Source organism: Ilumatobacteraceae bacterium, assembly GCA_033344875.1.
Taxonomy (GTDB): domain Bacteria; phylum Actinomycetota; class Acidimicrobiia; order Acidimicrobiales; family Ilumatobacteraceae; genus Ilumatobacter.
Genome location: JAWPMO010000001.1, coordinates 1,046,261 through 1,059,973, shown reverse-complemented (window position 1 = coordinate 1,059,973; position 13,713 = coordinate 1,046,261). Strand labels below are relative to the sequence as shown.

Annotated in this window: 11 protein-coding genes and 1 tRNA gene; 6 read left to right on the top strand and 6 right to left on the bottom strand. The window is 68.5% G+C overall.

Annotated features, from left to right (window positions below; genetic code table 11):
• The first annotated feature begins 66 nt into the window (after positions 1–66).
• On the top strand, positions 67–1,479 hold the full coding sequence (locus R8G01_05025; GenBank protein ID MDW3213338.1) for an aldehyde dehydrogenase family protein: 1,413 nt from the start codon (positions 67–69) through the stop codon (positions 1,477–1,479).
• Between the two features lie 15 nt (positions 1,480–1,494).
• Here the strand turns inward: R8G01_05025 and R8G01_05020 are convergent, their stop codons facing one another.
• Together R8G01_05020 and R8G01_05015 are read right to left on the bottom strand one after the other, a co-directional pair.
• The gene (locus R8G01_05020; protein ID MDW3213337.1) at positions 1,495–3,156 is read right to left on the bottom strand and encodes a glycoside hydrolase family 13 protein; all 1,662 of its coding nucleotides are present in this window, start codon (positions 3,154–3,156) and stop codon (positions 1,495–1,497) included.
• A gap of 48 nt (positions 3,157–3,204) precedes the next feature.
• Positions 3,205–4,722 carry an AMP-binding protein gene (locus R8G01_05015; GenBank protein MDW3213336.1) on the bottom strand — a complete coding sequence of 506 codons (1,518 nt, stop codon included), beginning with the start codon at positions 4,720–4,722 and terminating at the stop codon, positions 3,205–3,207.
• A 62-nt stretch (positions 4,723–4,784) separates the two neighbouring features.
• On the opposite strand from R8G01_05015, the gene R8G01_05010 reads away from it, so the two are divergent.
• The gene (locus R8G01_05010) at positions 4,785–4,994 is read left to right on the top strand and encodes a hypothetical protein (protein MDW3213335.1); all 210 of its coding nucleotides are present in this window, start codon (positions 4,785–4,787) and stop codon (positions 4,992–4,994) included.
• Positions 4,995–5,013: 19 nt separating this feature from the next.
• Here the strand turns inward: R8G01_05010 and R8G01_05005 are convergent, their stop codons facing one another.
• Positions 5,014–5,652, bottom strand: a complete 639-nt coding sequence (locus tag R8G01_05005; GenBank protein ID MDW3213334.1) for a hypothetical protein — start codon at positions 5,650–5,652, stop codon at positions 5,014–5,016.
• Positions 5,653–5,769: 117 nt separating this feature from the next.
• On the opposite strand from R8G01_05005, the gene R8G01_05000 reads away from it, so the two are divergent.
• Positions 5,770–5,844, top strand: a tRNA-Cys gene (locus tag R8G01_05000).
• Between the two features lie 48 nt (positions 5,845–5,892).
• Here the strand turns inward: R8G01_05000 and R8G01_04995 are convergent.
• Positions 5,893–8,277 carry a bifunctional diguanylate cyclase/phosphodiesterase gene (locus R8G01_04995; GenBank protein MDW3213333.1) on the bottom strand — a complete coding sequence of 795 codons (2,385 nt, stop codon included), beginning with the start codon at positions 8,275–8,277 and terminating at the stop codon, positions 5,893–5,895.
• Positions 8,278–8,502: 225 nt separating this feature from the next.
• Between R8G01_04995 and R8G01_04990 the strand changes: the two genes are divergently transcribed.
• From R8G01_04990 to R8G01_04980, 3 genes are read left to right on the top strand one after another with little or no spacing between them, the layout of a single operon-like run.
• On the top strand, positions 8,503–9,507 hold the full coding sequence (locus R8G01_04990) for a PhoH family protein (protein ID MDW3213332.1): 1,005 nt from the start codon (positions 8,503–8,505) through the stop codon (positions 9,505–9,507).
• Positions 9,500–10,024 (top strand): rRNA maturation RNase YbeY, encoded by a 525-nt coding sequence (gene ybeY, locus R8G01_04985; GenBank protein MDW3213331.1) that lies wholly within the window; start codon positions 9,500–9,502, stop codon positions 10,022–10,024. Before R8G01_04990 ends, ybeY begins: the two co-directional genes overlap by 8 nt.
• Positions 10,021–11,349, top strand: coding sequence for a hemolysin family protein (locus R8G01_04980; GenBank protein MDW3213330.1), 1,329 nt, complete (start codon positions 10,021–10,023; stop codon positions 11,347–11,349). Before ybeY ends, R8G01_04980 begins: the two co-directional genes overlap by 4 nt.
• Here the strand turns inward: R8G01_04980 and R8G01_04975 are convergent, their stop codons facing one another.
• Positions 11,350–12,558, bottom strand: coding sequence for an MFS transporter (locus tag R8G01_04975; GenBank protein ID MDW3213329.1), 1,209 nt, complete (start codon positions 12,556–12,558; stop codon positions 11,350–11,352).
• A 45-nt stretch (positions 12,559–12,603) separates the two neighbouring features.
• The gene (locus R8G01_04970; GenBank protein MDW3213328.1) at positions 12,604–13,713 is read right to left on the bottom strand and encodes an AMP-binding protein; all 1,110 of its coding nucleotides are present in this window, start codon (positions 13,711–13,713) and stop codon (positions 12,604–12,606) included.

Sequence of the window (13,713 nt, the reverse complement as noted above, 5' to 3'; positions counted from 1 at the left end):
GGGTGCGAGCGAACTCGGCGTGACCGCCACCGTACCGGCTCGCCCGTTCCTCCAGAAGGAGTACCCATGACCGACACCGATCAACCGGGCCCGTCCGCCGCCTTCGACGCGGCTGCCCTCGTCGACGACGTTCGCCGCGGTTTCGACGACCGCATCACACAGCCGATCGAGTGGCGTCACGCCCAACTCGATGCGCTGACGCAGATGCTGCACGACCACACCGATCGGTTCGCCGACGCCTTGCGGGCGGATCTCGGCAAGTCCGAGATCGAGGCCTGGACCACCGAGATCGGCTTCTCGATCAACGACATCGCGCACCAGCGCGATCACCTCGCCGACTGGGCGGCGCCACGGAAGGTGAAGACGCCGCTGATGTTCAAGCCAGGCAGTTCCCGGATCGTGCCGCAACCCAAGGGCGTCGCGCTGGTCATCGCACCGTGGAACTATCCGCTCCAGCTGCTGATCGCGCCCATGGCCGCCGCGATCGCCGCCGGCAATGCGGTGGTCGCGAAGCCCTCGGAGTTGGCGCCGGCGGTCTCCGAGGCGCTCGTCGAGTTGGGCGGTACGTACCTCGATCAGCGAGCGGTTCGCGTCGTCGCCGGCGGCGTCGACGAGTCGACCGCGCTCCTCGAGCAGCAGTTCGATCACATCTTCTTCACGGGCGGCACCCGCGTGGGGAAGATCGTCATGCGGGCGGCGGCCGAGCACCTCACGCCGGTGACGCTCGAGCTGGGCGGCAAGAGCCCGGCGATCGTGGCGACCGATGCGAACATCGGGGTCACCGCACGTCGACTGGTGTGGGGCAAGTTCACCAACGCCGGTCAGACGTGCATCGCGCCCGACTACCTGCTGGTCGAACGAGGGGTCCGCGACCGACTGGTCGACGAGATGACCTCGGTGATCGGCGAGTTCTACGGCGCAGACCCCCGCGCCAGTGACGACTACGGCCGGATCATCAACAGCGACCATCACGAGCGTCTCTCGCGCCTGCTCGCTGACGGTGGCAGCGGGCGCGTGCACACCGGAGGCGAGACCGACGCGGCCGACCGCTACATCGCGCCGACGCTGCTCGTCGATCCCGAACTCGACGCCGCGGTGATGCAGGACGAGATCTTCGGTCCGCTGCTCCCCGTCATCTCGGTCGACTCGGTCGACGACGCCGTCGCGTTCGTCAATGCGCGCCCGAAGCCACTGGCGCTGTACGTGTTCTCCGACGACGACGACGTCGTCGGCGACGTACTCGATCGGACTTCGTCGGGCGGCGTCGGGGTCAACAACACGCTGCTCCACATCGGACCACCCGAGCTGCCGTTCGGCGGCGTCGGCCCGAGTGGCATGGGGGCCTACCACGGGCAGGCCGGGTTCGACACGTTCAGCCATCTGCGCTCGGTCTACGACCGCAACGTACGACCGGACCCGTCGTTGATCTACCCGCCGTTCGGCGGGTGGAAGGAGCGCTTGATCAAGCGGTTCACCTGAGGGTTCGAGCGACGGTCAGGGCAGGAGCCACGCCGCGGCGTTCGCGGGCAGGTCGCGACGGTCGCCGTCGAGCTCGATCGACGAGATCAGGAGTTCGCCGGCGGGCAGGGCGACCGGCACAACTCCGAAGTTGACGACACACAGGGCTCCCGACCCTCGGCGGAACGCGAGCGCCTCGGCCGCACCGGGGCCGTCGAGCTCGACCCAGGCGAATGCCTCGTCGGCGGTGAAGTGCTCGTCGCGGAGCGCGAGGGCACGGCGGTACAGCGACAGCGTGGACGCCTCGTCGCTCGCTTGGGCCTCGACGGAGAGGGCCCCGAACTCAGGTGGCTGCGGCAGCCAGGCCGGGCCCGCACCGAAACCGAACGACGGGCCGTCGGCGGTCCACGGGATCGGCACCCGGCATCCGTCGCGGCCCTTCTGCTCGTGACCGGAGTTCTCCCACACCGGGTCGTCGAGCACCTCGGGCGGCAGATCCCACACGTCGGGCAGGCCGAGTTCCTCGCCCTGATAGAGGTACACCGAACCGGGCAGGGCCATCAGGAGGAGTCCGGCGGCGCGCGCCCGACGAAGACCGAGCTCGGCATCGAGCAGGTCGTGAGGACCGGAGACCGGCCAGACTCGCCAGTCGACGTCGTTCGGCAACCCGTAGCGCGTGGCGTGTCGCATGACGTCGTGGTTCGACAGCGTCCAGGTCGGCGTCGAATCGACCTGTGCCGAGGCGGCGAGCGCCCGGTCGATCGCTGCTGCGGCTGCGTCGGCGGCCCACGGTGCCGTGAGGAAGTCGAAGTTGAACGACTGGTGGTACTCGTCGGGCCGAAGGTAGAGCGCCAGGCGTTCGGGGCTGACCCACGCCTCGGCGACCATCATCACGTCGCGGCCCGACGCGTCGAGGATCGCACGCCAACGGCGGATGATCTCGTGGACGCCATCGCGGTCCCAGTGCGGATGGTTCGCGACCAGGCTGGCGTCGAGCACTCTGCTGACGCCGGTGGCGTCGGGGTACGAGGGGTCCTTCACCATGCCGTGGGCGACGTCGACCCGGAAGCCGTCGACGCCTCGGTCGAGCCAGAACCGGAAGATGTCGTCGAACTCGGCGCGCACCTCCTCGTTGTCCCAGTTGAGATCGGGTTGCGTCGGGTCGAACAGGTGGAGGTACCACTCGCCGTCGTCGACCCGGTCCCAGGCCGAACCGCCGAAGACGGCGGTCCAGTTCGTGGGCGGTTCCGAGCCGTCGGGGCCCCGGCCCTCACGGAAGATGTAGCGGGCTCGCTCGGGCGAACCCGGCCCGGCCGCCAACGCCGCCTGGAACCACTCGTGTTCCTGCGACGTGTGGTTGGGCACGAGGTCGACGATCACCTTGATGTCGTGATCGTGGGCTTCGGAGATGAGCCGCTCGGCGCCGGCGAGGTCACCGAACAACTCGTTGATCTCGCGGAAGTCGGTCACGTCGTAGCCGCCGTCGTGCATCGGTGAGCGGTACCACGGGCAGATCCAGATCGCGTCGACACCGAGATCTCGGAGGTAGGGGAGGCGGGTGCGGATGCCTTCGATGTCGCCGGTGCCGTCACCGTTGCCGTCGGCGAATGACCGCGGATAGATCTGATAGACGGCGCCGCGACGCCACCAGGTGCCGTCGGCTTCGTCGTTCGGTGCGGTCGCGTTCGGCTGCTCCATGTTCGTCACCCGACCAGTATGCAAGCGTTTGCAGGAACGTGCGAGCGCTCAGCCGATCGAACCGTCCCGGTCGGCCCAGAACGGTTGGCGGAGCTGACGCTTGAGCACCTTGCCGGGGCCCGACTTCGGAAGTGGTTCGGTGCTGAAATCGATCGACCTCGGCACCTTGTAGCCGGCGATCCGTGAACGGCAGTGGGTCATCAGGGCGTCGACATCGACGCTGCCGCGCTCGCGGAGCACGACGACGGCGTGTACGGCCTCGCCCCACCGCTCGTCGGGAATGCCGAAGACCGTCGCCTCGAGCACCGCCGGGTGCGTGTAGAGGGCGTCCTCGACCTCGGTGCAGTAGACGTTCTCGCCGCCGGAGATGATCATGTCCTTCGAGCGGTCGAGCAGGAACAGGTAGCCCTCGCGATCGATCCGGCCGACGTCGCCGCTCCAGTACCAGCCGTCGCGGAGCGCGTGCGCGGTCTCGTCGGGCTTGTTCCAGTAGCCGGCCATGACGTTGGCGCCGCGGATCGTCACCTCGCCGGCGCGGCCGGTGTCGCACGGTGCGCCGGTGGGGTCGCGGATGACGACCTGGCAGCCCATGACGGCGCGGCCGGCCGACCGCCCCCGCTCGTGGTCGACCAGCTCGACCTCGTCGCCGAGTCCGGTCACGATCGGCGCCGTTTCGGTGGCGCCGTAGAGATGCAGGAAGCGTGTGTCGGGGAATGCGGTGATGCCCCGACGGACGACCTCGAGTGCGATCGGGGAGCCGCCGTGGGCGTACACGCCGAACGACGAGACGTCGCGTGGGCGTTCGAGTTGCTCCTCGACCGTGGCGGCCACCATCGCCGGGACCCCGAGGGTCTGCGTGATCCGCTCGGCGACGAGGAGGTCGAGCATGCCGCCCGGCTCGAATGCCGGCATGATGACCTGGGTCGCGCCCACGAAGATCGACTGCAGCACGCTCACCGATCCGGCTGCATGGAACATCGGCGCCATGATCAGGTAGCGGTCGTCGCTCGTCATCGGCTGCGCGAACTGGATGTTCCAGGCGTTCGCGATGAGGTTGCGATGGGTCAGCATCACCCCCTTGCTCGCACCCGTGGTGCCGCCGGTGTAGAACAGCCCGGCCACATCGCCCTCGTCGACGGCGCCGGCGTCGAACGGGACGGGGTCGGCCTCGCCGAGCAGTGTCTCGTACTCGCCCTCGTCGACGCGCACGACCCGTTCGACCAGGTCGGCGAGTGGGCCGGGCTCCCGATCGCACACGAGCACGCGGGCCCCCGAGTCGGCGAGCGCGTACGCCAGCTCCGGTTCGGCCCAGCGGAAGTTGAGCGGCACCTGCACCAGGCCGGACATCGGCACACCGCAGTACAGCTCGGTGAACTCGATCGAGTTGAACAGCAGGATCGCGACGCGATCACCCGGTCGGAGCCCGAGTCCGGACAACGCCCCGTGGAGCTGCTCGAGCCGGGCGGCGAACTCTCGATACGTCAGTCGACGTCCGTCGCAGACGAGCGCCTCGCGGTCGGCGGCCACGGCGAGCGCTCGTTCGATCGGGTCCAGGAACGTCTGCACGCCTGGATTCTCTCACCCTCGTCCTGACACCGGCGACCCCCGCCGACTAACATCGACCCCCGATGGCACACCAGCAGACGCCGAAGAAGGGCATCACACCGCCGAAGGGCCGGCCAACGCGCGGCCGGAACGAGCAGGTCAGGGAGAAGCGGGTCTTCGGTCCGACCGCTCAGTGGATCGCTGCGGCGTTCCTGATCGCGCTGATCTTCGTGACGGTCATCGTGCTCCTCGACGGCGGCGACTTCAGCATCTTCAACAACGACACGGGCTGAATCGCTGTCGGCCCGTGGCTCAGCCGGCGCTGAGTTGATCGGTCTCGCATCCGATGAAGTTGGCGACATTCTGTGCGTGCTGCGCGTAGACCGAGGCGATGTCGCCCGTCGCCGAGTCGTCGATCCGATCGGCCCACAGGTCGCGCTGGGCGATCACGCCGTCGCACCCCGACTCGAACGCGATGTCGACCGTCTGCTGGATGATCGCCGGGACGTCGCCGACGAATTCGATGCTCGGTCCGGGTCGGATCTCGATCGGACGTCCGTCGACGGTGTCGCCGACGAAGAGCAACTCGACGACGGTGGTGGGCGGCGCGGTGGTCGTCGGGACGATCACGGCTGCGCAGGTGGGCGCCTGGCGGACGAGTTCGTCATCGACCCGCTCGCAGCGGCGTTCGATGTAGGTGATCGGGTCGTAGCCGATGCTGCCGGAGTACTGCTGCAGCTCGGACGAGAACGCCTCGTACGAGCCGCAGGCGATCATCGCCCGGTCGAGCATGCGGACCTGGTCGCTCGGTTCGCTCTCGCGCGAGGCGTTCTCGACGAGCGATGCGCACCCGGTCGCAACCTGCTCGTCGGCGGACGGGTCGCAGGCCGAGATCGACGTGAGCGCCAGGGCCAGGAGGGCCGAAGCGGCGATGGGGGAGTGTCGGCGCACGCGGTCATGTTGACGCACTCCCGACCGCGATGCCAGTACCCCTGCGGCCTGCTCGACCGGGGGATCGCCGATCGGACGCGGGCATCCGATGGTGGTGCCGCTATCCTTCGGACCGCTGGCGACGTGGCCGAGTGGCTAAGGCAACGGCCTGCAAAGCCGTGAACGCGGGTTCGATTCCCGCCGTCGCCTCCATCAGCGCAAGGGCTCCCGGTCTCCGGGGGCCCTTGTCGCGTCCGGGTGTCAGAGCACGGGCTGGCCGAGGGGCCGGCTCGACATGCCGCCCACGCCGATCGGGTACGCGACGGTCCTGGACGGCTCGTCGTCGGTCGCCGGGGTGACCGTCGCCGGTGCGCCGTTCGGTTCGAACATCGACAGCGAACCGAGTGCGTCGAGTGCGACCATCGTCGACCGCATCGCGTCGGCGGGCACCGGTCGGCTGATCAGATAGCCCTGGGCCTTGTCGCACCGCAGCTCGCTGAGCACTCGGAGCTGGTGGACGGTTTCGACGCCCTCCGCGACCAGGTCGAGCCCCATCGACTGCGCCATGGCGATCACCGTACGGACGAGGGAGCGGTCGGTGCCCTGCTCGGCGATGCCGTTGACGAACGCCCGGTCGATCTTGATCCGTTGGATCGGGAACTGTTGCAGGAGCGACAGCGAGGAGTAACCGGTCCCGAAGTCGTCGAGCGCGAGTCCGACGCCCATGTCGCGGATCTCCCGGAGCGTGTGCAGCGCGAGTTCGGGCTCTTCGAGCATCATCGACTCGGTGACCTCGAGCCACAGCAGGTTCGGTGGCATCCCGGTGTCGTCGAGCGCCCGCCGAACGACCTTCGCGAAGTCGGGGTCGGCGATCTGGCGCGGTGAGACGTTGACCGAGATCGTGGTCGTCGGGCCGACGACATCGTCGTCGATCCAGCCGCGGAGTTCGCCGAGTGCCTCGTGGAGCGCCCAGGCACCCAGTTCGCAGATGATGCCGGTCTCCTCGGCGATCGAGATGAAGTCGACCGGCGGGATGATCGTCCCGTCACGCTGCCAGCGGATGAGCGATTCGAACCCGCTGATCGCACCGGTGGCGACGTCGACGATGGGCTGGTGGTAGAGCCGCATCTCCTGGCGTCCGATCGCACCGTGGAGTCCGTGCTCCAGGTCCATGCGGCGAGCGAGGTGGGACTGCATCGAATCGTCGAACACGGCCACGCTGTTGCGACCGGCCGCCTTGGCGCGGTGCGTGGCGATGTCGGCGCGTCGCATGAGTTCCTCAGCGGTCAACGTGCGGTGGCGTGGAGCGGTGACGACGCCGAAGCTGGCGGTCACGTACACGCTCGTCTCGCCGACCCGCAGCGGCTCGTGCAGAGCGGCTCGGATCTCCTCGGCCCGTTCGGAGGCTTCGGCCTGGGAGCGGGTGGTTGCGTCGACGATCACGAAATCGTCGCCGCCGGAGCGTCCGACGACGCCGCCGAAGCGGCTCGCCGCCTCGGTCAGGCGTTCGCTGACCAGCACGAGCACTTCGTTCGCCTCGTAGTGCCCGAGGCTGTCGTTGATGTTCTTGAACCGGTCGAGGTTGAGCTGGATGATCGTGGGCTGGAACTCGGAGCGCCAGGTCGAGTCGAGGACGGCGTCGACCTCTTCCGCGAACCGGGCGCGTGTCGGCAGTCGGGTGAGATCGTCGAGGTGCAGACGATCGCTCAACTCCCGATTCGCCGCTTCGTGGCTGCGGATCGCGATGAACAGGCGTGCGATCACGGTGCAGACGAGCGCCAGGAACGCCGAGGCGCGGATGACGAGGTCGGCATTGCCGAAGGGAGCGAGCGTGGCGACGAGCACGCCGGGGACGACGAGGCATCCGCCGGTCAGCAGGAGTCGGAACGGTGTGTATGCAGCACTGGGTTCCGAGCCGCCGTGCTGCTCGAGGATGTCGGCGCCCTGACGGTGGGTGAGCCCGGCGCAGAAGAACAGGAAGGCGGCGCAGTAGAGGGCGAGCTCGAACTGTCGGTCGGTGGTGACGATGTCGACCATGTTGAAGCCGGCGAGCACCGAGCCGAGCATGTTGACGCCCGCGGCGGCGGTGATCATCTGCATCGACCGGTTGCGTGCCAGCCCGGTGAGGAGCAGATCGACGACGAACGTGAACAGGAGGATGGCCAGCGGGAGGTACAGCGTGTCGATGACGGCGATGACCGGCCGCTCGTCGTGGACGAAGATCAGGCGGCTGGTGATGACGATCCATGTCGACATGGCCGCACCGATGGCCAGCGTGATCAGGTCGATGCCGTCGCGTTGGTCGAGGCGACCGCGGCGGAGTCGGAGCGCGAATGCCAGCGGGACCAGCAGGGCAACGCCCACGCCGTTGGTGGCGAGCATGCTCACCAGCGAGGTGATGTCGGCGGCGGTGAGGCGCTCGCCGTGCAGGAAGCCGACGCGGATGCCACCGATGGCGACCGCGGCGGTGATGAACCAGGGCAGACGGTGGACCCGGGAGCCGATCGCCGCCGCGATGATGCCGCAGACGGGGAAGATGATCCGCCAGACCGGGCCGCCGACCACGTCGAAACCGATCCCGGCGACCGCGAACGCGATCGCGCCGGCTGCGAACAGCCATGGTGCGGATCGAAGAGTTCTGGGCATGGAATCGTCCTGCGGTGGTGGATGGTCGGCGGTGTGATGGTCGATGGGTCGACTCGGCGATCGATCGAGGCAACGCTGGATGTATCGGTCGGATTCTCAAGATTCCGTAGGAAAAGCTGACAAATCTTCTCGGCCGCTGCACACGGTGGCGAAACGCGGGGTACCGCAGTCGCCGTCGAGGCGCTACCGTAGGGCCGATGAGCGCCGCCGGCGTCTGCTTCACGCATGACCAGCACTGACACGTTGACGACCGTCGTCGTGCCAGGTGCGCACCTGATGTCGGCCCTGCTCGGCCCGCGCGACCAGTACCTGCGACGGATCGAGGGCCAATTCCCCGAGACCACCGTCTCGGTGCGCGGCAACGAGATCTCGCTGCGCGGCGTCGACAGCGAGCAGGTCGGGCGCCTGTTCGAGGAACTCGTGGGTCTGCTCGAACGCGGTCACGAGCTCGACGACCGCACGATCGATCGGTCGATCGGCATGGTCCGATCCGACGAGCGCCCCACCGAGGTCCTCACCCACCAGGTGCTGCGTGGGGCCAAGGGGCGCAACGTGCGGCCCAAGACCGCCGGTCAGAAGCGGTACATCGACGCCATCCGCTCCAACATCATCACGTTCGGCATCGGCCCGGCCGGTACCGGCAAGTCGTGGCTCGCGGTGGCGATGGCGGTCCAGGCGTTGCAGGCCAAGCAGGTCCAGCGGATCATCCTGACCCGGCCGGCGGTCGAAGCCGGCGAGCGGCTGGGGTTCTTACCGGGCGACCTGATGGCCAAGATCGACCCGTACCTCAGGCCCCTGTACGACGCGCTGTACGACATGGTCGATCCCGAGGGTGCCGCCAAGCTGATCGAGCGGGGCACGATCGAGGTCGCGCCGCTGGCGTTCATGCGTGGCCGGACCCTGAACAACAGCTTCATCATCCTCGACGAAGCCCAGAACACCACGCCCGAGCAGATGAAGATGTTCCTGACCCGGATCGGGTTCGGCTCGAAGGTCGTGGTGACGGGCGATGCGACCCAGGTCGACGTGCCCGACGGCCGTTCGGGGATCAAGGGGCTCGAGCGCATCATCGGCGACGTCGACGACCTCTCGTTCGTGCACCTCACCGCCGCCGACGTCGTTCGGCACCAGATCGTGGCCGACATCGTGGCCGCCTACGAAGAGCAGTCGGAACCGTCCGATGCCTCCCGACGCCCCAAACGGACGCGAGGAGCTGTCGCCGGTGGCTGACCCGTCCAGTCCCACCGGCGTCGATGCGCCCGTTCAGGTCCAGGTCGTCGTCGCCGACGAGCAGTCCGAACTCGACATCGACGCCACCCGCTGGGCTGAGCTCGCGGCGGCGGTGCTCCGATCGGAGCGCCGCGACGGAGAACTGACCTTGACGTTCGTCGATCGCGACGAGATCGCCGCGCTCAACGAGGAGCATCTCGGCAAGGTGGGCGCGACCGATGTTCTGTCCTTCCCGCTCGACGACGACCCGTCCGATGTCGCGGCCGGTCCGGTGCTGCTGGGCGATGTCGTGATCTGCCCGTCGGTTGCCGCCGAAGCGGCGGCGAACCATGCGGGCACCCTCGACGACGAACTCGCGTTGCTCACCGTGCACGGAGTGCTCCACGTGCTCGGGCACGACCACGCCGAAGCCGACGAGCGCACGACGATGCAGGCCGCCGAGATGGAGCATCTCCGCAACCACCACTGGAACGGCCCCGCACCCGCAGGATTCCGCCAGGAGCACATCGACACATGACCGGTACCGACCTCGGACTGCTGATCGCGATCATCGCGATCCTGGTCGTCCTCGTGGTGCTCGCCGTGGCCGAGACCGGGCTCAACCGGATCTCCCGCGTCAAGGCACAGGCGATGGCCGACTCGACCGAGAGCAAGTCGGCCGACGCGCTCGTCGCTCTCGTCGAGCACCCGGAACGCTTCATCAACCCGCTGCTGGTGACCGTGACGGCGTTGCAGACCGCGCAGGCCTTCCTGACGACGATCCTCGCCGACAGCTTGTTCGGTCCGTGGGGTGTCGTCGGGGCGTTCGTGATCAACGTCGTGGTGTTCTTCGTGCTCGCCGAGTCGATGCCCAAGACGTGGGCGGTGCTGCACACCGACCGGGCCGGGCTGGCGACGGCTCGTCTGACGTCGGTGCTCATCTCGTTCCCGCCGCTGCGACTGATCTCGCGCGGTCTGATCGGGCTCACGAACGTGTTGCTGCCTGGGAAGGGTCTCAAACAGGGCCCGTTCGTCAGCGAGCAGGAACTGCTCGGCATCGTCGAGGCGGCTGCGCAGGACGAGGTCATCGAGCACGAAGAACGAGAACTGATCGAGAGCATCATCGAGTTCGGCGACACGATCGCTCGCGAAGTGATGTTGCCGCGGCCCGACATGGTGATCATCCCCAACGACGCCACGGTCTCCACCTCGCTCGATCTCGCGATCGCCAACGGTTTCAGCCGTCTGCCCGTGTTCGGGCCCGGCGACGACGACATCATCGGGCTCGCCTACACCAAAGACCTGATCCGGGCCGAGCGTGAGGGTCGCGGCGATCTGTCGGTGCTCGACCTGGTGAGACCGGTCCGGTTCATCCCCGAGAACAAGCCGGTGAGCCGGCTGATGCGCGAGATGCAGGCCGGCAAGTTCCACCTCGCGATCGTCGCCGACGAATACGGCGACGTCGCCGGACTGATCACCCTGGAGGACTGCCTCGAAGAGCTCGTCGGTGAAATCGTCGACGAGTACGACACCGAGGGTGCCCAGGTCGAACACCTCGAGAACGGCGAGGTGATCGTCGACGGCGGCATGTCGATCGACGAGTTGAACGAGATCGTCGAGGGTGACCTGCCCGACGACGACTGGGACACGGTCGGTGGACTCGTGTTCAGCACACTCGAACACGTGCCGATCCCTGGCGAAGACGTCGAGTTCGAGGGGTGGCACTTCACCGTGCTCGAGCTGGAGGGCCGGCGCGTCAGGCTGGTCCGGGTGCGGCGTGCCGACCCGGTGCCCGCCCCCGCCGATGACGACGAGCACGTCGAGACCGCCACCGACGCCAACGTCGGTGGCGGCCGCAGCTGATCAGCTGTCCTCGAGGTTCGCGAGGACCGGCCGTGCGAACAGCACCGCCGCCACGAGCGTGATGCCGCCGCCCACGAGGAACGGCACCCGCACATTGGTCGCGTAGGCCACGAACCCGCCGGCAGCGACACCGGCGGCGCTCGCCGCAGCACCGAGCCAGCGGTAGAAGGCGTTGACGCGACCGAACCGATCGGCCGGGATCTCGCGTTGACGGATCGTGATCGTGGCGACGTTCCACACGGTGACACCACCGCCGAGCACGAATCCGGCGGCGGCCACGAGCCAGACGGTCGAGGTGAGGCCGATGACCACCTGCGCGACACCGAAGACCAGGTACGGCGCGACGATGCTCGCCCGCAGCCCGACGCGGCCGATGATGCGATGCGCCAGGAGGCCGCCGGATGCGGCCCCCATCGCCGTGATCGCGAGCAGCAGGCCGTACTCGATGCCGTCGAGCCCGAGCTCGTCGATCGCGTACTTCACGAAGATGCCCTGGGCGAACAGCAATCCGAGGTTGGTCACGGCGAACATCAGCGCAAGTGTCCGCAGGAGACGGTGGCCGCGGAGCCAATCGAAGCCCGACCGGAGTCGCTGGTCGCCGATCACGGGCTGCGTGTCGGTCGAACGTCGACGCGGGCGGATGAACGAGATCAGGGCGCCGGCGACCGCGAACGACAGCGCGTTGGCGGTGAACGGCAACCCCGGCGACGCCTCGAACAGCAGCGCGCCGAGCGCGAGGCCGGCGAGGCTGCCCGCGATGACCTCGGCCGCGTACAGGAAGCCGTTGGCGCGTTCGAGTTGGTCGGCCCGCACCAGCGAGGGCAGGAACGCCTGGGCCGTGCTGTCGAACAGGACCTCGCACGAACCGATCACCACGAGGACCGCGAGCAGCACCCAGATGCCGAGCGACTCGCTGATCGCGGCGAGGCCGATCGCGGCGAACAGCACCAGCCGGATCAGGTTGGCCCCGATCATCAACCGTCGTCGGCTGACACGGTCGACCACGATCCCGACCGGCAGGGCGAGTACGAGCCACGGCACGAAGGTGGCGAAGACGGTCAACGACAGCAGGCGCTCGTCGTCGGTCAGCGAGAGTGCCAGCAGCGGCATCGCGACGAAGTTGATGCCGTCGCCGAGGTTGCTGATCGCACTGGCGAACCACTGCTTCCAATAGTCGGCGGGCAGGGACCGGAGCGTCGTCTCACTCATGCCGAGCCGTCGCTCGTGCCGATGCCGCTGGTCACCCGAGGGAACCTAGCGGTCGAGTGTGGCCAGCCCGGCGCGCTGGATCTTCCCGAGCGTCGTGCGTGGTATCCGGTGGCAGGTGACCACCCGCCGTGGTGCACAGAAGGCCGGCAGCGTGCTCTTGACGTGGGCCCGGAGGTCGTCGAGGGTGGGCGGGACGGTCGGGTCGGACGGCACGATCAGGGCGGTCACGGCCTGACCCCACTCGTCGTCGTCACGCCCGTAGACGGCGGCGTCGGCGACGCCGGGATGTGTCAGGAGTGCCGCCTCGGTCTGCTCCGGCCACACGTTCTCGCCGCCGGTGATGATCAGGTCACCTCGGCGTCCGTGCACGATGACGCGACCCTCCGCGTCGAGTTCGCCGAGGTCGCCGGTCGGGAACCATCCGTCGGGTCCCTTGGGATCGGTCCCGTCCCGGTAGCAGCGCAGCAGCATGTCGCCGCGCAACTCGAGTTCGCCGTCGACGACGCGGACGTCGACCCCGTCGAGGGGCAGCCCGTCGTACACCACGCCGCTGCCGGTCTCGGTCATGCCGTAGGTCGCCACCGAGTTGGCCGGCCGGTCGGCCGGGGGCCGCGAACCTCCCAGCACGATGACGCGGAAGCGGCTCGGGTCGATCCGGCGCAAGGCCGTCGCGACGAGCGAGACGAGCGTGGCGTCGGTGTGTTCGATCGCAACGGGGTCGAATGCCGGGTGGACCGTGAGCGGCGTCCCGAGATGCAGCGCACGGAACACCACCGACAGACCTCCGACGTGCGACAGCGGGAGGCACGCCAGCCAGTGATCGTCGGGCCGCACCCCGAGGCGGGCCGAGGTGGCCTCGGCCGAGGAGGCGATCGCGGCGTGGGTGAGCACGACGCCCTTGGGTGTCCCGGTCGACCCGCTGGTCGCGATCACCGCCGCGTCGCCGGGTTCGACCGGTTGCCCGGTGTCGAGCCGATGTCGCTCCCGACCGTCGACGACCCACGCAGCTCCCAGGCGTCGGATCAGCTCGGATTTGGCGGCGTCGGGGAGCCGCTGATCGATCGGCGCGATGGCATCGCCGGCATCCCAGGCGCGGCGCAGTTCGTCGACGAACCGGTCGCCGCCGGGCAGGTCGAGCGCGACGAGGTCGGGCAC